The sequence below is a fragment of the Vibrio sp. VP6 genome (assembly GCF_028823755.1).
GTDB lineage: Bacteria > Pseudomonadota > Gammaproteobacteria > Enterobacterales > Vibrionaceae > Vibrio > Vibrio parahaemolyticus.
On the sequence record NZ_JAPEID010000001.1, the window covers coordinates 203,468 to 225,400 of the forward strand.

The 21,933-nt window shown below is 46.0% G+C and carries 14 protein-coding genes; 11 read left to right on the forward strand and 3 right to left on the reverse strand.

Translation table 11 applies throughout. From position 1 onward, the window contains the following. Positions 1-23 precede the first annotated feature (23 nt). The 3 genes from vmeK to erpA form a co-directional block, all read right to left on the reverse strand. The gene (vmeK, locus tag OU793_RS00925) at positions 24-3,155 is read right to left on the reverse strand and encodes a multidrug efflux RND transporter permease subunit VmeK (protein WP_017447704.1); all 3,132 of its coding nucleotides are present in this window, start codon (positions 3,153-3,155) and stop codon (positions 24-26) included. A 9-nt stretch (positions 3,156-3,164) separates the two neighbouring features. After that, a complete protein-coding gene (gene vmeJ, locus OU793_RS00930; protein ID WP_021453321.1) occupies positions 3,165-4,280 on the reverse strand; it encodes a multidrug efflux RND transporter periplasmic adaptor subunit VmeJ in 1,116 nt (371 codons plus the stop codon). 108 nt (positions 4,281-4,388) lie between these two features. After that, positions 4,389-4,730, reverse strand: a complete 342-nt coding sequence (gene erpA / locus OU793_RS00935) for an iron-sulfur cluster insertion protein ErpA (RefSeq protein WP_005461279.1) — start codon at positions 4,728-4,730, stop codon at positions 4,389-4,391. Between the two features lie 247 nt (positions 4,731-4,977). Between erpA and hemL the strand changes: the two genes are divergently transcribed. The 11 genes from hemL to OU793_RS00990 all read left to right on the forward strand — a co-directional run bounded on the left by hemL (position 4,978) and on the right by OU793_RS00990 (position 21,925). Beyond that, positions 4,978-6,273 carry a glutamate-1-semialdehyde 2,1-aminomutase gene (hemL, locus tag OU793_RS00940; RefSeq protein ID WP_053805569.1) on the forward strand — a complete coding sequence of 432 codons (1,296 nt, stop codon included), beginning with the start codon at positions 4,978-4,980 and terminating at the stop codon, positions 6,271-6,273. Between the two features lie 337 nt (positions 6,274-6,610). Continuing rightward, complete coding sequence (locus OU793_RS00945) at positions 6,611-7,696, forward strand: AI-2E family transporter (RefSeq protein WP_005461253.1); 1,086 nt, start codon at positions 6,611-6,613, stop codon at positions 7,694-7,696. 86 nt (positions 7,697-7,782) lie between these two features. After that, positions 7,783-8,808: a 16S rRNA (guanine(1207)-N(2))-methyltransferase RsmC gene (gene rsmC, locus OU793_RS00950; RefSeq protein WP_140103880.1), complete on the forward strand. Its 1,026-nt coding sequence runs from the start codon at positions 7,783-7,785 to the stop codon at positions 8,806-8,808. A gap of 226 nt (positions 8,809-9,034) precedes the next feature. Beyond that, positions 9,035-12,421 carry a response regulator gene (locus OU793_RS00955; RefSeq protein WP_005461251.1) on the forward strand — a complete coding sequence of 1,129 codons (3,387 nt, stop codon included), beginning with the start codon at positions 9,035-9,037 and terminating at the stop codon, positions 12,419-12,421. A 908-nt stretch (positions 12,422-13,329) separates the two neighbouring features. Then, complete coding sequence (locus OU793_RS00960) at positions 13,330-15,015, forward strand: ABC transporter substrate-binding protein (protein WP_274647717.1); 1,686 nt, start codon at positions 13,330-13,332, stop codon at positions 15,013-15,015. Between the two features lie 170 nt (positions 15,016-15,185). Further along, on the forward strand, positions 15,186-16,172 hold the full coding sequence (locus OU793_RS00965) for an ABC transporter permease (protein ID WP_140103391.1): 987 nt from the start codon (positions 15,186-15,188) through the stop codon (positions 16,170-16,172). A gap of 2 nt (positions 16,173-16,174) precedes the next feature. Next, complete coding sequence (locus tag OU793_RS00970) at positions 16,175-17,200, forward strand: ABC transporter permease (protein ID WP_005461261.1); 1,026 nt, start codon at positions 16,175-16,177, stop codon at positions 17,198-17,200. Between the two features lie 2 nt (positions 17,201-17,202). Continuing rightward, positions 17,203-18,186, forward strand: coding sequence for an ABC transporter ATP-binding protein (locus OU793_RS00975; protein ID WP_005461267.1), 984 nt, complete (start codon positions 17,203-17,205; stop codon positions 18,184-18,186). Between the two features lie 47 nt (positions 18,187-18,233). Next, positions 18,234-19,229, forward strand: a complete 996-nt coding sequence (locus tag OU793_RS00980; RefSeq protein ID WP_005461254.1) for an ABC transporter ATP-binding protein — start codon at positions 18,234-18,236, stop codon at positions 19,227-19,229. A 63-nt stretch (positions 19,230-19,292) separates the two neighbouring features. After that, on the forward strand, positions 19,293-21,032 hold the full coding sequence (locus OU793_RS00985) for a glycoside hydrolase family 9 protein (RefSeq protein ID WP_140103390.1): 1,740 nt from the start codon (positions 19,293-19,295) through the stop codon (positions 21,030-21,032). 2 nt (positions 21,033-21,034) lie between these two features. Beyond that, positions 21,035-21,925, forward strand: coding sequence for an N-acetylglucosamine kinase (locus tag OU793_RS00990; protein ID WP_042762596.1), 891 nt, complete (start codon positions 21,035-21,037; stop codon positions 21,923-21,925). Positions 21,926-21,933 lie beyond the last annotated feature (8 nt).

A 21,933-nucleotide genomic window follows, 5' to 3' on the forward strand; every position in this document is an offset into this window, starting at 1 on the left:
CGGAAAAGTAAAAAGAGGCAGCATTACGCTGCCTCTTCGCTTTCATCAGGTTTGGGCTTAGCAAGATGATCTCTTCCCAACATAAGCAAACAAGGCGTAAGCACCAACGTCAACACCGTAGCGAATGCCAATCCCCCTGCTACTGCCGTCGCTAACTGAGACCACCATTGCGTACTCGGCGCACCAAATTCGACTTTTTGATTAACTAAATCGATGTTCATTTCTAGAACCATCGGTAACAACCCTAAAATGGTCGTAATTGTGGTTAATAACACCGGTCTCAAACGCTGCACACCGGTCCGCAGGATAGCCTCTGCTTTGTCCAGTCCTCTTTTTCGCATTTGGTTATAAGTATCAATCAGTACAATGTTGTTATTAACTACGATACCAGCCAAGGCAATCACACCAATGCCAGACATGATGATGCCGAATGGTTTTTGGAAAATAAGCAACCCAGCAAAAACCCCGACCGTTGAAAACAGCACCGCACTCAAAATCAAAAATGCCTGATAAAAGCTGTTGAACTGCGTGATGAGAATGAGCGCCATGACGCCAAGAGCCACAACAAAAGCGTTTTGCAAGAATGCTGATGAGTTTTCCTGCTCCTCATTTTGACCCCGAATCTTATATTCAACGCCTTCCGGTAAACCGAGCTGTTCCATTTCAGCCGCAATTTTTGGTAACTCAAGCGCCAAATTGTAGCCTTCCACCATATCCGCTTTAATGTTGATAACTCGATGACCATCAACACGACGGATAGTATCTTGCTTGTGGTCTGGCTTAATTTGAGCAAAGTTGGTTATAGGCACTAAACCTGCAGCGGTTTTCACTCTTAGCTGATCGAATCGACCAATATCTCGCTTCTCTTGTGGGTAGCGCACCAAAATATCGACTTCTTCATCCGCATCGTCAGGTAAATAGTCCCCTATTTTCAGACCATTCGTGACAAATTGAACTGTATTTCCCACCAAAGTTGCATCGGCAGCAAAACGAGAAGCGTCGTCGCGTCGAATGTCAATTTGCCAGTCAATCCCCTCTTTATTGGTGGTATCACTCAAATTAGTCAGTGCTGGGTTGCTATCAGCCCAAAGCCTAACGAGCTTCGCGGCGTCATCTAGCTCGCCTATACTCCTACTTCGAGAGGAAACTTCAATCACCAAATCATGTTCAACCGGAGGGCCGGCATCCGGGAATTTGTACTCTAACTCAACGCCATAAAATTGGTCAGTGGTAGATTTTAGCTCTTCAATGATCGTTTTGACTTTACGACGATATTGCCAATCCACAGGAGTTATTTGAATCTGACCGATTTCGTCACCATTATCGCTCGATCCAGTGCGAGTGTAGACACTTTCAAACTCATCATGACCCAGCATGACCTTTTCAATTTCTCGCATTACGATATCTTTCTCATTAATGGAAAGATCCCCGTAAGAGCGTACTTTTACGGTGAAAAATGGCGGGTCGACTTCAGGGAAAAACTCAGCTCCTAACCCCGCTTTACTGTAAGTAAATCCAACACCACCCGCCAGCAATACCGCGCTCAGCAGCACTTTCCAAGGATGTTGAATCGCCACAAACAAGGTTTTGTAATAAAGCTTGGTAATTCCTGTCGCTTTCTCAAAGTTTCCGTTGTGCAACTCCACCATTTCTTGTTGGGCTTTAGGATTGATAACCTGAGGTTTACCAATAATGCCGCCAATAACAGGCACAAATAGCAAAGCCATCACCAATGACGCCGCTAACGTCGCGATTAGCGTTAACGGTAAGTACTTCATAAACTCACCGGTAATATCCGGCCAAAAAAGAAGCGGAGCAAATGCCGCCAACGTAGTCGCGGTAGAGGCGGTGATCGGCCATGCCATGCGTTTGGCTGCGTCTCGGTATGCCTCTTTACGCGGCGTGCCTTCTTGCATTCTCCGATCGGCAAACTCAGTGACGACGATTGCACCATCCACCAGCATGCCGACCGCCATGATTAAGGCAAACAGCACCACGATGTTTACAGTAAGACCAAAAACCGAGAGGACTAACAACCCCGTTAAGAAAGAGCCTGGAATAGAGATCCCAACCAACAAAGCCGTTCTTACCCCCAAGATCGCGATAATAACGATGACCACCAAAATGATTGCCGAGAGAATGTTGTTTTGCAGATCACTAAGCATTAGCTTGACATCATCCGACTGATCCCAAGTGTATTTAACCTGCAAATTACTTGGCCACTCTGCTCGCAGTTGCCCTTGAGCAATCACCTCTTTAACTAACGCGACGGTTTCAATAATGTTCTCGCCAGCACGCTTTTTCACGTCAAGCACAATGGCAGGCTCACCATCCAAGCGGGCAAAGCTTTCCGGATCACGAAACGCTCGGCGAACTGTGGCCACATCACCAAAGGTGATCACTTCTTTGCCATTCACTTTGATAGGCAATTCGAGAACATCTTTCAGAGAATCAAACACCGACGGAACTTTGACCGAAAAGCGCCCATATCCAGTATCGACAAAACCAGCCGCAACCACTCGGTTGTTTAGTGCGATCAAATTATAGATATCGGCCTGATCCAATCCATAGCTTTCCATTAGAAGGGGATCAACCACGATCTCGACAATATCTTCACGATCACCAGCAATATCGACTTCCAAGATCTGACGGAAGCTTTCTAATCTGTCACGCAACGTTCGTGCGATTTGAACAATGGTTCTCTCTGGCACCGTGCCATAAAGCACAACAGTTAAAACAGGCTCCTCTGAAGCAAAAGTGACTTCATTGACCGTCGGTTCATCACTGTCTGCAGGTAACTTAGGTTTCGCCAGATCGACCGCGTCGCGAACATCCGCCATCGCTTTATCGAGATCCACGCCGACGCTAAACTCCAAAGTGACTGAGGCGTGGCCTTCGGAGGCAACCGATGTCATCTCTTTTACTCCTTCAATTGAGCGCAGTTCTTGTTCGATAGGACGAACCAGTAAACGCTCAGCATCAGTTGGAGAAATACCTTGATGCCCAACAGAGACGTAAATGATAGGAATAGTGATATCGGGACTAGATTCTTTTGGGATGGTGACGTAAGTAATGCCCCCTGCGATGAGGATCATCACCAACAAGGTCAACATCGTTCTTGATCGGGATAACGCAGCATCAATTATACTAAACATGCTGCCTCCCTATTTTTCGGCCGCATCGGCAGCGACATCACCGACTTTATTCGCAATCACGGTATCGCCATCACGAACAAACCCCTGTCCTAATACAATGATGTCCGCTTGCTCGCCAAGCCCAGATAACCAAACACCATCTTCTTCTGCTTTGACTAACTGAATAGGAACAAACTTAACGTGTTCATCTTGCAGTGTTTTGACACCTAAATTCCCTTCTTCATCTAACGCCAACATTGCAGCGGTAATTTTAATCGCTAGCACTTCATTCAAAGGGAGCTGCACTTCCGCACTGATCCCCGCAGGGATGAGCGAATTGCGATTATCTATTTCGATTTCAATCGGAAACGTATTGGTCGATACGGAGGAAACGCGACCAATATAACGTAAAGTCCCCAAGTGATGCTGACCATTGATCGTTCTGACATCCGCTTGAAGACCGTCTTTAAGATACTGGATATGGCGCTCGCTAACGTCGGCCTCAATGACCAGAGTCTCTAAATCAATCACTGTCGCTATTGGATCGCCCACACCGACAAAGTCACCCACTTCGACAAAATGGTGATCAACAATGCCATCAAAGGGGGCTTTAACTTCGGTATTCTTGAGAGCGGTTTGGACATTATTGAGGTTCGCTCTTGCATCGACTAACGCGGCTTCCGCAGTCGCAAAGGCCACCTCGCCTTGTAACCCCCTGCTTTTGAGCGATTTTGCGGCATTAAACTCCTTTTCTTTCACTCGCAGCATGGCCTGAGCGCGTTTGAGCTGACTGTCCAAATCCCGCTTATCAATGTTAGCAATCACTTGTCCTTGCTTAACAAGTTGCCCTTTATTAATGTTGAGACTGACAATTTTGCCGGCCACTTCTGCACCAAGACGAGCTTGGCGATTGGGTGCGGTTCGGCCATAAAGCTCTATCGTTTTACTGGTAGGTTTTGCGGTGAAAGTATCAAACATCACCTTAGCTAAGGGCGTGTTTTCAGATTGGAGAGATGGGGATGAGGTGTGGTCACCTTGTGCTTTGAGCTGCCCTGCAGCCAACCAAGCAACAAGTAGCAAAATAAGGATGAGAGATACTAGCCACGGACGTTCGACAAAACGTCGCCCAAACGAAGTTCCAGACATACAAAGTCCTTTTTATTATTCTCTCCTGCGGAGCGCTGAGAGCATGTTTACGTGACATCCTGCTACGTAAAACTCAGGCAGCCAATTGGCTGCCTGTGATCGTGTCAATTACACGCTAAATGATGCACCACAACCACATGTGGTTGTTGCATTCGGGTTGTTAACGAAGAAGCGAGCGCCTTCCAACCCTTCGGTGTAATCCACAATGCCGCCAATCAGGTATTGCAGGCTCATTGGGTCAACAACCAGTGTCACGCCACTGTTTTCGATGGTTGTATCGCCGTCATTTACGTTCTCATCGAAAGTAAAGCCGTATTGGAAGCCGCTACAACCGCCACCAGTAATGTATACGCGCAATTTCAATGCTGGGTTTTCTTCTTCTGCAATCAGTGCCTTAACGCGAGATGCTGCAGCATCAGAAAAAGATAATGGTACGTTTACTTCGCTCACGAAGACCTCTCTCACTCGTGTAATGCGTCAAGCCTGGAGCAAGACGTCAAATTTGTGCTAATTGAGGACGATTATCCAATACCTGACAAACTCGTTCAAGTATTCGCCGCCGATTCTTTAGATTGGTCGCTGATATGTAAGATTACACTGCGAAACAACACATAAATTAAGCAAAACGTTTCTAACTTGATTATAGCTAGGTACAATGCGCCCCACTTGGTCCGAGCAATCAAAAGAGGATAACCCCATGACCAAATCATCAGAGCTGTATCAAAAAGCTCAGCAAACCATTCCTGGCGGTGTAAATTCACCAGTTCGTGCATTCAACGGCGTTGGCGGTTCTCCGCTATTTATCGAACGAGCAGACGGTGCACTGATTTTTGATGCCGATGGTAGAGCGTACATTGATTACGTTGGCTCTTGGGGTCCAATGATTCTTGGCCACAACCACGCTGTTATTCGTGAAGCGGTTATCGACGCTGCACAACGTGGCCTGAGCTTTGGCGCACCAACAGAGATGGAAATCGCGATGGCAGAGCTAGTGTCTGAACTCGTACCATCAATGGAACAAATCCGTATGGTAAGTTCTGGTACAGAAGCAACCATGAGTGCAATTCGTCTCGCTCGTGGCTTTACTGGTCGTGACAAGATCATGAAGTTTGAAGGTTGTTACCACGGTCACGCAGACAGCTTACTAGTAAAAGCCGGCTCTGGTGCACTAACTCTAGGTCAACCAAGTTCTCCAGGCGTTCCTGCAGACTTTGCTAAGCACACGCTAACAGCAACATTTAACGATCTAGATTCTGTACGTGAACTGTTTGCGGCGAACAAAGGCGAGATTGCATGTATCATCGTTGAGCCAGTGGCGGGCAACATGAACTGTATCCCACCAGTAGAAGGCTTCCATGAAGGCCTGCGTGAAATCTGTGATCAAGAAGGCGCACTGCTGATTTTTGATGAAGTAATGACAGGCTTCCGTGTTGCACTTGGCGGCGCACAAGCACACTACAACATCAAACCAGATCTAACCACACTAGGTAAAGTAATCGGCGGCGGTATGCCTGTGGGTGCTTTCGGTGGCCGTAAAGAAGTGATGCAATACATTGCGCCTACAGGCCCTGTTTACCAAGCTGGTACGCTTTCTGGTAACCCAGTGGCAATGGCTGCAGGTTTTGCCTGTTTGAACCTTCTAAAAGAAGAAGGCAATGAAAAACGCCTAGCTTCTAAAACTAAGCAACTGGCAGATGGCTTTAAGTCTCTAGCAGAGAAACACGGTATCCCACTAGTTGTTAACCAAGTGGGCGGCATGTTCGGCTTCTTCTTCACTGACCAAGAAACAGTAACTTGCTACGAAGACGTAACTAAGTGCGACATCGAACGATTCAAGCGTTTCTTCCACTTAATGCTAGATCACGGCGTATACCTGGCGCCATCAGCATTCGAAGCAAGCTTTACGTCTCTAGCGCACGGTTCAAAAGAGATCGACGCGACACTAGAAGCGGCGGATCGCTGTTTTGCAATCATTGCGGCAGAAGCAAAATAAGCGCTATACGCAAGTTATAAGAAAAGGACCGGAAGGTCCTTTTTTATTGCCAGTTCAAAATTACCAAGACAGCTAACACGCCTAGAACAATGCCAAACCACGGAATACGTTTGGTTTTCTTCTCAGATTTACATTTCTTATCGCCGTTACAACAACCCATTTTTCATCTCTTGATTGATAACCATCTGATTTGTAGTCATTATAACAAGGTCATTTACCCCTTCCCAATTCAGCTGTGTCATAAGGCTGAAAGGAAAGCTGGTGCAAAGTAATAAAGGTTTCGCGCTGATATCAACGCGAGCCATTGTAAACGTCATCCGTAAGTTGGATTTATCTCATGCCAAACAACGTAAAAATCACGTCGAGTCATCGTGTATTAATGATCGCTCTACTCGCCGCTGCTTTTGCTTGCTATTTATTGGTCGAGCCTTACATCAATTCGATCGTAATGGCTTTCATTATCTCACTGCTTATGTTTCCTGTGCATGAGTGGTTTGAGCGTAAAATGCCAAAACACAAAAATTCGGCATCGCTGCTCACGTGCGTAGTTTTGACCTTCATTATTGTCATTCCACTACTGTTTGTGTTTGCTGCAATTGTTCAACAAGGCTCTGTTTTTTCTCAGAATACGTACAAATGGGTCACCAATGGTGGCATTCAAGACATCTTCCAACATCCTTGGGTTATCAAAGGTCTATCCATTGTTAATGAGTACTTACCTTTCGATAAAATCGAGCCAAAAGCCATCGCCGAAAAAATCGGGCAATTTGCTACCACTTTTGGTTCAAACCTTGTCGCGATCAGTGCGAAAATTCTGGGTGATGCAACAAACTTCTTGATGGATTTTTTCCTGATGCTGTTTGTGCTTTTCTTCTTATTACGTGACCACGACAAAATCATTTCGGCAATTCGACATATTCTGCCACTCTCTCGTAGCCAAGAAGATAGAATCTTGACCGAGATAGAACAAGTTTCGAAGTCCGCAGTCATGGGCTCCTTTTTAACGGCTATCGCGCAAGGCTTAGCGGGCGGTATCGGTATGTGGCTAGCTGGCTTCCCTGGTTTATTCTGGGGCACCATGATGGGCTTTGCTTCCTTCATTCCAGTTGTCGGTACGGCTTTGATCTGGATACCAGCCGCCGCGTACTTGTTCCTCACCGGTGATATGACGTGGGCAATCTTCCTAACCGCATGGAGTGTAGTCATCGTCGGTTCGATTGATAACTTGCTGCGTCCATTGTTGATGCAAGGCAGCGCAGGCATGAATACCTTAATGATTTTCTTTTCATTATTAGGTGGTCTGCACTTATTTGGTTTGATTGGTTTGATTTATGGCCCACTGATTTTTGCGGTCACCATGGTGCTGTTTAATATCTATGAAGAGGAATTCAAAGACTTTCTCAACCAACAAGACAACAGCTAGCCGCCACTGAATAGTAAGCAACAGCTTCAAGCTTGGGCCAGATTGTGCGAAAATCTGGCCCTAATTATTTCTGATGAACCAAATTTATGTCTGCCTATATCGCTCCAAGCCAAATCGCTCAGCGTCAGCTAGAGTACTTCAACGGAAAACATGTTTTAGTTGCAGGTGAAGTCGAAGATATGTTCCCTCTGGAACTGACCGCACACTGTGAATCGGTCGAAGTCTTTACTTCAAACTACAGCTATTTCCGTCAAATCCGTCACTCAGACAAAATAAAAAGCCATTTTGGTTCTGAATTTGATGTGGAAACTCAAGCCGACATGCTCCTGCTGTATTGGCCAAAAGCGAAAGCAGAAGCCGAATATTTGCTTGCGATGCTTATGGCTAAACTCGGCGTGAACACGGAGATTGTGGTTGTCGGTGAAAACCGTTCCGGCGTAAAGAGCATTGAAAAGATGTTCAAAGAATATGGTCCTGTAAACAAATACGACTCAGCTCGCCGCTGCTCTTTCTACTGGGGTAATTGCTTAAATGAGCCAAAACCATTCAATCAAGAAGAGTGGTTTAAGTCTTACACGGTAACCCTTGGTGAGCAGTCACTTACAGTAAAAAGTTTACCGGGCGTATTCAGTCATGGTGAATTTGACTTAGGCAGCCGTCTACTACTGGAAACCTTACCTAACTTGTCAGGCAAAGTGCTCGATTTTGGTTGTGGTGCCGGTGTTTTAGGCGCGTTCATGGCGAAAGCAAACCCAAAAATTGCGATTGAGATGTGTGATATCAACGCGTATGCCATCACCTCAAGCCAAGCAACGCTTGAAGCCAACGGTTTGTCTGGTCGCGTGTTTGCGTCTGACATTTACTCAGATACGGCCAATGACTACCGATTTATCATCAGCAACCCGCCATTCCACAGTGGTTTAGACACCAATTACAACGCGGCTGAAACTCTGTTAGGTCACGCGCCACAACATCTTTCAAACCATGGTGAGATGATCATTGTTGCGAACAGCTTCTTGAAATACCCACCAATTATTGAGAACGCATTCAATAATTGCGAGACGCTAAATAAGACCAATAAGTTCTCTATCTACTACGCGAAAAAATCGTAATTGTGAGCCGCGCAGGCAAGAACCTGCGCGCTTCTTTCCTAAAATTGCCCCATTTGTAAGAAAAACTGCGTGACTCTGCACGCTTTGCAACTAACTTTCTTGTCAAAGAAAAAAAACTCGTTAATTTTGTTAATTCTATCGAATTTAACTTCTTATCCGTTTTTAACGAGAACCTAGGCGAGCACCTTCAACCCGTGCTAGCCCTTTACGAGTTGTAATCTTATCCATGTTTAAATTCTACAAAAAACAGAAATTTAAGCGCCTTCAGAGTACGCTGATGACTGCGTTTCTTGTCCTCAGCATTACGCCTCTTACCATCACTGCGATTTTTTTCCTGCAATCCCATAGTAAAGATCTGCAAGAACAGAGCACTTCACATCTGCTTTCTGTTCGTGATACCAAACAACAACAGATCCTCGACTACTTCGAAGCGCAAGAAACCGAAGTCATGGGATTTGTACGCTCTGAGCTCGCGTATGCCAGTGGTGGTCGTTTTTACGGCCTCGTCAATGCATTTAGCCGTTTAGGCAATGATATTGAAGAAGCACGTGAAAATGCTCAGCAACGTTATATCGAAGGCAGCGGTGACCAAATCAAAACATCGATTTTGCCGGAGTCCTCAAATTATGTCGGTAGTGAACGTTATCGCTTACTCCACAAACGTTATCACTGGGCGTATCTGGAGCTACTCAAACGCTCAGATTTTAATGATATTTTGCTGGTCGATATTAACGGCAACGTGACCTATTCCATCAACAAAGACGACAACTACGGTACTAACCTACTAACGGGGCGCTACAAAGACTCGGCATTAGGAAAAACCTTCAAACGTCTGGCTGATGACGTCAACGAACGCCGCAAAGTGAATGAAGATTATACGCCCGTCATTATTTCTGATTTTGAACTGGAACATGGTCGACAAGTCGCTTGGCTTGGTGCACCTATCGTTCAGCAAGGCTATTTGCACAGCTATGCTATGTTCCGTTTACCAAACAACGGCATTACCAAGCTGATCGCAGATAAAAACCGTGAATCGTCCATCAACACTCTACTGGTCGGCAGCGATCAGCAACCACGTACGATTAATACCAAGCAAGACAGTATTCAAAACAGTCTTGAAGTCATCGATAAAGCTTTAGCAGGACAAACCGACGTTGGCACCTACACCAATGGACTTGGCGAAGAAATTATCGCTGCATTTGCCCCAATTCAAACACGCGGCATTACATGGGCGCTCGTGGTTCAACTTCCAGAAAAAGAGGCGTTTTCACGCATTCATCAACTGGAAAAGCTCTTCGTTATCGCCATGCTAATCGCGATCATTCTTGTGGTGATTGCATCGCATTATTTGTCCAACTTCATTACATCACCACTGCTGAAGCTGACTTGGGCGGCGGAGAAAGTATCCGCTGGCGACCTCGACGAAACGACATTCAATACCGAACGTAAAGATGAAATCGGTCGCTTGGCTATCAGCTTCGAACGTATGCAGCGCTCGATTCGAGAAAAAATCCAAACCATCAAACAGCAAAACGAAGAACTTGAAAGCAACATCAAGCTGATTCAGAAGCAAAATGATGAGTTGCAACTGGCTGATAAACTGAAAGATGAGTTCCTCGCAACAACCTCGCACGAATTGCGTACACCGCTACATGGCATGGTTGGGATAGCAGAAACCCTTGTGTCAGGAGCAAATGGAGTCATTCCCGCCAGTCAAAAATACCAACTTGATATCATTATCAAAAGTGGTCAACGCTTAGCTAACCTCGTAGACGATTTATTGGATTACCACAAAATGCGCTATGGCAGCATGGATATACAAAAATCGGCAGTAAGCTTAGCTAGTGCAACACGCTTGGTGCTTGAGCTTTCTAATCACCTGCTAGGCAATAAGACCATTCGCATCATCAACCAAGTACCAGCCGACCTTAAAGCCGTTTCGGCCGATCCGCAACGCCTCGAACAAGTGCTGTATAACTTGATTGGCAATGCCATTAAATACACCTCAGAAGGTAAGATCGTCATTTCCGCTACCATTGTTGACGATCACGTCCGCGTGCAAGTGGTCGATACTGGTCAGGGAATTCCAGCAGAACATCTTGAGCATATTTTTGAGCCTTTAATTCAAGCTGGCCAAGATGCAAGTCGCTATCGTCAAGGTGCGGGACTGGGACTATCGATTAGCCGACAACTGATTGAGTTGATGGGCGGTTCACTTTACGTGAGCAGCCAGCCGATGGTCGGCACCACGTTTAGTTTCACACTGCCATTGGCCAGCGAAGAGGAAATCCAAGCAACTCAAACCTTAGTGGCGCGTGGGCACTTCCAAATTCCTGAGATTAATTTGGAAAATGGCGACGACTTATCGCTACCAGAGAACCCTGATGGCCCACTGCTTTACGTCGCAGATGATGAACCCGTTAACTTGCGAGTACTGGAAAGCTTCTTGCGCCTAGAAGGATACCGCGTTCGTACCGTTTCAGATGGCCCAGAAACGCTGGCGCTGGTTGAACAAGAAAAGCCGGAACTGCTGTTACTCGATATTATGATGCCCGGCATGAGCGGCTACCAAGTATGTAGTGAACTACGTGAAACCTATGATCATGCTGAGCTACCGATCATTATGCTCACCGCTCTCAGCCAAACAGAAGACCGAGTGAGAGGCTTTGAAGCAGGCGCGAATGACTACTTATCGAAGCCATTCAACAAACAAGAGTTGGCGGCACGTATCCAAGCGCATTTAACAGCAAGTAAAGCGGAAATGCGCCATATGGAAAACAAAGTGCTGGAGTCAGAGCTTAGACAGCGTGCTGTCGTCGAAGCAAGCCTTCTTGAAACTCAAGGTCGTTTGTTAGAACAGCTAGAATCTGCTCCGGAAGCTATTATTTGTCTGCGAGAAGATCAGCGTATTCGTTTTGCCAACGAAGCGGCTTGTAAGCTATTCAAACGCAGTTTAGAGCAACTTAAACGCTCATCAGCTGACGAACTGATCGCACCAAAATATTTGACGGTGAAGCAGCCTCATTATTGCGGCAAGATTGATATCTACATCGAGGATATTCGTCAAAACATTGAAGCCGACATTCTAAAACTGCCAGAAGGCTCTGGCTTAGATGTGATGTACATCTTTAATGTCGGTGGTGGAGCTAACGCCGCGCGTATTCATAACCTAGAAACTGCGGTAGAAGTACTCTCAAGTTATGCATTCGATGGTGATAGAGACCAGTTGCAGAAACTCAAAGAGCTTGGTGGCGAGTTTACTCGTTTGGCAGATAAGGCTTTGGGCAACAAAAAAGATAAGCAAGATTTGATGCGTGAAGTGTTGGTCGATGCCATGACGCATGCATTGGACTATTGGGAGTCTGTTACGGGTGAAAGTAAATTTGCGTTTGCCGAACAAAGTGGACTGTGGCGCGTCTACCTCGACCGAAGCACACTGCAAACCCGAACGCTCGATAAATACATGCGTATCGAAACTCTGCCTAAAACACCGCGCTGGAGAACGGTTCTGAGTTCGATTGAGTTTATTCTTGAACACTGTAAAGAACAGAGCCCTGAACGTGCTTACATCGAAGCACAGCGCGATAAATTGCAAAGACTGCTCACTAGCTAAACCTCTCATAAAATACAAGCCTCGCTCAATGCGGGGCTTTTTATACCTATTGTTTTCTGCCTATGGGTGGTACGCACTCTCCCCTCTCAAAAAACAAAATGCACGACATGTAAACGGTGAATGTATGCTCCTATGCACTCAACGAACTAGTACGAGCTGACATTTTCACAAACACCATTAATCTTAGCGACGGCCTCAAGCACTCTTCTTAATTGAGCTCATTTCCTAGCGGCTCCGGCGGAACTCTCCTCTTCTTAAAACGAAAAGACACCGTAGCTAAAAAGTGTTGTATTGCACTATTTATCAACCCGCCACTCTTCTTTGATAAATGGGAAATTAGACTTCATTTTTCTTGTAAAAAAAGCATAATCCCCCCCTTAATTTCGCGGGTAAAAAAGACGATTTTTCATATTCCAAACGGAAATTGACCAACAATTGACAGAGATTGCGAAGTCAATCACAACAGAACGGCAGATTAAATTTCACCTGATTAATTAACGCTTTCAGCGCATGTGAGCTAGATCTCCGAACCTTAGATAGACAGAACAAACCCTTTAAACACTTACACCTCAAAGTTAGCACCCACTAACACACAAACAAAACACGGATATAAACTGCGACACATATCAATGTTCATTTTTCAACCAAGAACGAGCTAAAAGCAAACAAAATGACGTTTATGACGTGGACGGGTGTGTTTTTAACGTTTTTAACGGGAATCGAGTTTGATTATTTTATGGATAAGGTGTTTTCTTACTCCTGCCTAAGGCCTACAGGCCACTCTTAACGAGACTTAATGTGAAAAGCGTAAGTAACGAAAAACGAAGAGGTAGGTCTTGGAGAGTGTTTATCAATTGATGACATTCAATTCCATTTAGTGAAATGAAAGCAAATAGTAAGGAACAGCTATGCTTGCCAATATTAAAAAAACAGCACTAGCAACAGCAATTATTGCAACAGCTACTACAGGTTTTGCATCGGTAGCTACTGCGGCTGAACGCAGTGAACTGACTATCCACCCTAAAGAGTTTACAACTTTCGTTCGTAACTTTAACCCTTTCTTGGGTGCAACTAACTTGCACACAACAACCGACTTCATCTACGAACCACTAGTTGTTTTCAACGAAATGCACGGTAACACTCCGGTATTCCGTCTAGCTGAAAACTTCAAAATGGCTGACGACCTAATGAGCGTAACTTTCGATATTCGTAAAGGCGTGAAATGGTCTGATGGTCAAGCATTCACTGCTGACGACGTTGTTTACTCTTTCAACCTAGTAAAAGAGAAACCTGAGCTAGACCAGTCAGGCATCAACTCTTGGGTTACTGGTGTTGAGAAAGTTAACGACTACCAAGTTAAATTCCGTCTAAGCGAAGCAAACTCTAACGTTCCTTACGAAATTGCTAAAGTACCAGTTGTACCTAAGCACGTATGGAGCAAAGTGAAAGATCCAGCAACGTTTACTAACGAAAATCCTGTAGGTTCAGGTCCTTTCACAGTGATCGATACGTTCACTCCACAATTGTACATCCAATGTCAAAACCCGAACTACTGGGATGCTGACAACCTAGATGTTGACTGTCTACGTGTACCTCAAATCGCAAACAACGACCAATTCCTAGGTAAGATTGTTAACGGCGAGATGGACTGGACTTCTTCATTCGTTCCTGACATTGACCGTACTTACGCAGCAGCAAGCCCGAACCACCACTACTGGTACCCGCCAGCGGGTACTGCTCAAGCGTTCGTAGTGAACTTCAAAAACCCAGACGCTGCTAAGAACGAAGCACTAACAAACGTTGACTTCCGTCGCGCGTTCTCTATGGCGCTTGACCGTCAAACTATCATCGACATCGCATTCTACGGTGGCGGTACAGTGAACGACTTCGCATCTGGCCTTGGCTACGCATTCGAAGCTTGGTCTGACGAAGCAACTCACAACAAGTACAAAGGCTACAACACGTACAACGTTGAAGGTGCTAAGAAACTTCTAGCGAAAGCTGGCTTCAAAGACGTGAACAAAGATGGCTTCGTAGACACACCATCAGGTAAGTCTTTTGAGCTTCTAATTCAATCGCCAAACGGTTGGACGGACTTCAACAACACCGTACAACTAGCGGTTGAGCAACTAGCTGAAGTTGGTATTAAAGCACGTGCTCGTACTCCAGACTTCTCTGTGTACAACCAAGCAATGCTAGAAGGTACTTACGACGTTGCTTACACCAACTACTTCCACGGTGCGGATCCACACTTGTACTGGGATAGCGGTTACAACTCGAAGCTACAATCTGGCGATGGTATGCCTCGTTTCGCGATGCACTTCTACAAGAACGACAAGCTAGACAGCCTACTTAACAGCTTCTACAAAACAGCTGATAAGCAAGAGCAGCTAGAAATCGCTCATGGTATCCAGCAAATCATCGCTCAGGATCAAGTTACTATCCCTGTGTTGTCTGGCGCTTACATGTACCAATACAACACAACTCGCTTCACTGGTTGGTGGAACGAAGAAAATCCTAAGGGCCGTCCAAACATTTGGGCTGGTATCCCAGAGCGTCTACTTCACGTACTGGACCTAAAACCAGTTAAATAAGTAGAAGTTCATTTCTCGCGGCACACATCCCGTGTGCCGCCTATAAAAATCCCCTAATAACGAAACCAATATGTGGCGCTCGTCGTCAGGGGATTTTTCGCTCTAAATTTCGCTAGGGGCGACCTGAAACCAGAAACAGGGAAAAAATCTGGGTGAGTAAGGTGTGAGTTATGGGTTATTTTTTAAGACGTTTGTCGTTCTATCTTGTCGCGCTCTTAGTTGCGGCGACGTTAAACTTTATTATTCCGCGAGCAATGCCTGGTGACCCAGTTACCATGATGTTTGCGAACGCTTCAGTACAGGTAACGCCAGAGCGAATCGCAGCAATGAAAGAATTGCTAGGTTTCGTTGATGGTCCTATTTACATCCAATACCTGTCCTACATTAAAAACATTCTAAGCTGGGAGCTAGGTACTTCAATTCAGTTCTATCCGCTTTCAGTAAACTCTCTACTTGGCAGTGCATTTGGCTGGTCTCTGTTCCTAGCTGGTACAGCGGTTGTACTTTCTTTCTCAATCGCATCAGTTCTTGGCATCTTCGCCGCTTGGAAACGTGGTAGTCGTTACGATGCCTTCGTAACACCAGGCACACTGATCATCCAAGCTATCCCACAAATGGTTATCGCAATGCTAGCGCTGTTTACCTTTTCAATTGGCTTGAAATGGTTCCCATCTGGCTACGCTTATACACCAGGCACCGTGCCAGATTGGTCAAGCTGGGAATTCATTAAAGACGTTGGTTACCACGCGGTACTGCCTCTATTTTGTGCAACGATTGTTCAAATCGGTGGCTTCCTAGTAAACATGCGTAACAACATGATCAACCTTCTAGCTGAAGACTACATCACTATGGCTAAAGGTAAGGGTCTAAGCGAAAACCGTGTGGTATTTAACTACGCCGCTCGTAACGCTTTACTTCCAAGTGTGACTGCACTTTCAATGTCTCTAGGTATGGCTATCGGTGGTCAGTTGATTATCGAAATGATCTTTAACTACCCAGGCCTAGGTACTGTTCTACTGAACGCTATCCACGCTCGTGACTACCAAGTACTTCAAGGTCAGCTAATTATCATGACGATGTTCATGCTGTGCTTCAACTTAATGGCTGACATGCTGTACATGATTCTAGACCCTCGCCTACGCAAGGGAGGCAAATAATCATGAAAAACTTATTCAAACTGATTTTAGGCAACTCGTTCGCACGTATTGGTTTAGCCATTATCACGATCTTCATCTTCGTTGCAGTGGCAGCACCATTAATTACAAAACACGCACCAGACAAGCGTACTGGTAATCCTCATGAGTACCCAAGCTTTGTTGTGAAACAAGCGCAAAGTAACCCTGATGGTTGGGTGGCTAAGAACCTAGCAGACGATCGTCGCACGCTGATTATGTCTAAAAAAGCAGATCACGTATTAGGTACTAGCCGTATGGGCCGCGACATCTGGTCACAAGTGGCTTACGGTGCCCGCGTATCACTAGGGGTAGGCTTTGGTGCTGGCATCATCGTGTGTTTCCTAGCGACGGTCATTGGTATCTCGGCAGGTTACTTCGGCGGTAAAGTGGATGACGTATTGAGTGCAGCAATGAACATCATGCTGGTAATTCCTCAATATCCATTGCTGTTTGTATTGGCGGCATTCATTGGCGAGGCAGGTCCTCTCACCATTGCCTTAATTATTGCAGGTACTTCCTGGGCTTGGGGCGCTCGTGTTGTTCGCTCGCAAACCATGGCACTGCGTGAGAAAGAGTTCGTTAAAGCAGCCGAAGTTTTGGGTGAATCTCCATTCCGCATCATCTTCGTTGAAATTCTGCCAAACCTAATTCCTATCGTAGGTGCAAGCTTCATCGGTTCAGTAATGCTGGCAATCAACACCGAAGCCGTTATCTCGTTCTTGGGTCTTGGCGACGCAAACACCATCAGCTGGGGCATCATGCTGTACAACGTACAAACATCTTCAGCAATGTTGATTGGCGCATGGTGGGAAGTACTCGCACCTTGTATTGCACTGACACTACTGGTTACTGGTCTTGCTCTGTTGAACTTTGCCGTTGACGAAATTGCGAACCCTCAGCTTCGTTCTCACAAAGGCATGAAACGCTGGAAAAAACTAGCAGCAAAAGACAAGAAAGAGCGTGAGCCTGAATTGGCACCGCAAAATGCACTATGGAGCGGAGATAAATAATCATGACTGCACCACTAATTTCTATCCGTAACCTATGCGTAGACTACATTACAGATGCGGGCGATGTCCGCGCCTGTAACAACGTAAGCTTTGATATTGCACCGGGCGAAGTCTTTGGTCTGGCTGGTGAATCAGGCTGTGGTAAATCAACCGTTGCTTTCTCACTAATGCGCTTACATAAGCCGCCAGCGTTTATCACCGGAGGTGAAGTTATCTTCAATGGCGAAGACATACTCCAATACAGTGATCAACGCATGCAATCATTCCGTTGGAGTGAAATGTCGATGGTATTCCAAAGTGCGATGAACGCGCTGAACCCAGTTCTCACTATGGAAGAACAGTTCTGCGACGTAATCATGCGCCACACAGGACTCACTCGAGCTCAAGCAAGAGTTCGCGCTGAAGGCCTATTGGAAATTGTTGATATTCATCCTAGCCGCTTGAGCGATTACCCTCACCAGTTCTCTGGTGGTATGCGTCAGCGTTTGGTTATCGCTATTGCTCTGGCTCTGAATCCGAAGATGATCATCATGGATGAACCAACTACGGCACTAGACGTGGTGGTCCAACGTGAAATTCTGCAAAAGATTTACGCGCTTAAAGAAGAGTTTGGCTTCTCGATTCTGTTCATTACTCATGACTTGTCGCTGATGGTCGAGTTTTCTGACCGTATCGGCATCATGTATTCAGGTGAATTGATTGAAGTCGCACCTTCGAAACAAATTCTGGAAAGTCCTTACCACCCTTACACCAAAGGTTTGGGTAGCTCTTTCCCTCCACTAACTGGTCCTAAGACCAAATTGACTGGTATTCCAGGCAACCCTTTGAACCTATTAGAGATTCCTCAAGGCTGCCGCTTCCAAGCTCGCTGTGACCGTGTCCACGAAGCTTGTACACGAGTACCGACTCAGCTGCGTCAAATTGAACCTGGTCGTTATTCAAACTGCCACTTGTACGGCGATACGATTGCTCAAGCCAAGGTTTAAAACCAGAAGTCACGCTAGCTAAGAACAAAATTACACTGGAGAGAATTATGAGCAAACAACTCGGCGAACTGCTGGTTGAGGGTAAAAACGTCGTTAAGGACTTCCCGTTAAACAGTAACTCAATCAAGCAGTCAAAGATGCGTGCTATCAACGACGTATCTTTCAAAATGTACAAAAGCCGCGGTTTGTCAGTAGTGGGCGAATCTGGTTCAGGTAAATCGACCACCGCTAAAATGATTGCAAAAATGTACGCACCTACTGACGGCATCATTGAGTACAAAGGGCGTGATATTCAAGACATCACCTCAAGACAAGACTTGATGGCGTATCGTGAAGGCGTACAAATGGTGTGGCAAGACCCATTTGGCTCGCTAAACCCAACGCACAATATCTTCCACCATATTGCGCGCCCGCTGCTGATTCATAAGAAAGTAGCACCGGGCAACAAGAAAGAACTGGAAGAGCGTGTGTACGACCTACTTGAACAAGTTGGTCTTATTCCACCAAAAGAAACGGCGCAAAAGTTCCCGCACCAGCTATCTGGTGGTCAGCGTCAACGTGTAAACCTAGCTCGTAACATCGCAGTTGGTGCAGAAGTGGTATTGGCGGATGAGCCAACATCGATGCTCGATGTATCAATCCGTGCCGGAGTTCTGAACTTGATGGAAGAGATGAAGTTCGAGAAACAAATGTCTCTGCTTTACATCACTCACGACATCGCAACAGCGCGTTACATTGCTGAAGATCTCGCGGTCATGTACGTAGGTCACATGGTTGAATGGGGCGATACTGAAGAAATCATTCACGATCCTCAACACCCATATACGCAACTGTTGGTATCTGCGGTTCCAGATCCATCGAAGTCTATTCACGAGAAACTGAAAGGCAACAAAGGAGAAATCCCACTTTGGACACCAGAATCTGTCGGCTGTCCATTTGCTGGACGTTGTGTACACGCTACCGACAAATGTCGCGAACGACTACCGGGCGTCACTCAACTGTCCGACAACCACTTTGTCCGCTGTTACTTATTTGAAGATTAATCATAACGAGGGTCAGGTTCAGCCTGGCCCATTCCTGTTTTTATCGTTTCCCGGAGACATTGAATGCTGCTACTGACTAACCACATTGGTTATGAACGTCTGGGCCCCAAAAAAGCCATTATCCAGACCGAACAACCACACTTGTCTTCTTACACTGCTCAATTGATTTGTGCCACTAGCGAGCAAACAGTGGCAACTTTTGCGGTTGAAGAACAAGGTAAAGTGGCGAACTGGCATCAGGGCTATTTCTACCTCATCGACTTTTCATCTTTCACAGATTCAGGCGACTATTTCCTGCAAGTGGAAGATTCGCGTTCTTCTTATTTCACTGTTGGCGAACATATTCTGTTAAATCAAACCCTGTCAGATGTGATCCACTACTTCAAATCACAACGTTGCGGTGGGGTTTTCGATCAACAAGATCGACAAGTGCCAGTGCTCAACGCCAACCAAACAGTTGATGTTCACGGTGGCTGGTACGACGCATCTGGAGACGTTAGTAAGTACTTAAGTCATCTTTCATACGCTAATTATTTGAACCCTCAACAAACTCCAATGGTGGTTTGGAACATCCTAAAAGGGCTTTCATTGCTTGAAGGAAGCGAAGACATTGCAGCCTTCACACGCACACGTCTTATTGAAGAAGCCCTGTTCGGTGCAGACTTCCTTGTTCGTATGCAAAACGAAAAAGGCTTCTTCTACATGACGGTCTTTGATAAGTGGAGCAAAGATACTGCGCAACGAGAAATCTGTGCCTACGAAACGCAACTTGGTCACAAATTTGACGACTACCAAGCAGGCTTTCGACAAGGTGGCGGTGTCGCCATCGCAGCGCTGGCCGCGGCGTCGCGTTTAGGTGTTCATGGCGAATACGATCAACAGAAATACCGCAACGCCGCTGAAAATGGTTACTGGCACCTAAAAGAGCACAATACGCAGTACCTCAATGATGGTGAAGAAAACATCATCGACGAATACTGTGCGCTACTAGCTAGTGTAGAACTGTTTAAAGCCACCAAAGAAACTCGCTACTTGGAAGAGAGCCGTTTGTGGGCGCAACACTTAGTTGCCCGCCAAATGAGCGACGAGCAGATTCAACACTTCTGGTCAGCAAACCAAGACGGCAGTCGTCCATACTTTCACGCTGCCGAAGCAGGTCTACCAGTTATTGCTCTATGCGAATACCTAGCAATTGAAGACGACTCCGTACAGACAGAATCGGTAAAACGCATCGTTAACCGAGCGTGTGAGTTTGAGATCAAAATATCGAATAAAGTGACCAACCCATTCGGTTACCCTCGCCAGTATGTTAAAGGCGTAAATGAGTCAAAACGCGATGCATTTTTTGTCGCACACAACAATGAATCCGGCTATTGGTGGCAAGGCGAGAATGCTCGATTGGGCTCACTCGCGACCATGGCGTATCTCGCTCAACCGCATATAGCGTCGCAAGAAATACAGCAACAACTTTCCGTGTTTGCTCAAGATGCATTGAACTGGATTGTAGGCTTAAACCCATACGACATGTGCATGCTTGATGGCCACGGTCGTAACAACCCTGATTACCTTCCTCAATATGGTTTCTTCAACGCTAAAGGCGGTGTGTGTAACGGAATCACTGGCGGCTTTGAAGACGAGGAAGACATCGCATTTAACCCACCAGCACAAAAAGACGACATGTTACAAAACTGGCGCTGGGGCGAACAATGGATCCCGCATGGCGCTTGGTACTTACTCGCGATAATGAGTCAAGCTCAGCATATTTCTCAGTTGGAAACCTCTAAAAATATTAAGGAACAATAATCATGGGGATGTATTTTGTCGGTATCGATGGTGGCGGCACGTCATGTCGAGCCAGGATCAAAGATTCACAAGGTAATTTTCTTGGCGAGGCCAAAAGCGGCAGCGCCAACATCATGCTAGGTGCTGAAGTTGCAATGGCTTCGATTCTTGAATCCATCACTTCGGCTGCCGAGCAAGGCGGTCTGACACAACAAGATTTCGCATCGATGCATGTCGGCTTAGCCCTTGCAGGTGCTGAGCACAAAGCATCTTGGCAAGCCTTTATGTCTCTTCCTCATCCGTTTGCCAGTATGACTCTTAATACTGATGCTTACGGCGCGTGCGTTGGTGCACACAATGGCGAAGATGGCGCAATCATGATCGCAGGAACGGGCTCTTGTGGCATCTACCTTAAAGGATTGGAGCAGCACGTTGTCGGTGGTCGCGAATTCCCTATTTCGGATCAAGGTGGCGGCGCAGTGATGGGGCTTCGCCTAGTTCAACAAGTTTTGTTAGCAGAAGATGGCATCAGGGAGAAAACGCCTCTAGCACAACACGTCATGGCGCATTTCGAAAATGACGTTGATAACGTGGTGGCTTGGTCTAAACAAGCGCTTCCTCGTGATTATGGCCAGTTTTCTCCTGCGATTTTCCAACATGCAGAACAAGGTGATGCACTAGCAATTGAGATGCTGAAGCAAACTGCAGCTGATATAGAAATGTTTCTCGTGGCATTAAACAAGCGCGGCGCAACGCGTATTTGTTTAATGGGCAGCATTGCTGAACGTATTTTAAGTTGGCTTTCGCCACCAGTTCAGCAATGGGTTGTTGAGCCACAGTTTGACGCGATTGAAGGCGCAATTATGTTTGCAGGTAAACCTGAACATAACCTTTACTCGCTCAGTGCGGCGTAGGAGTAGAT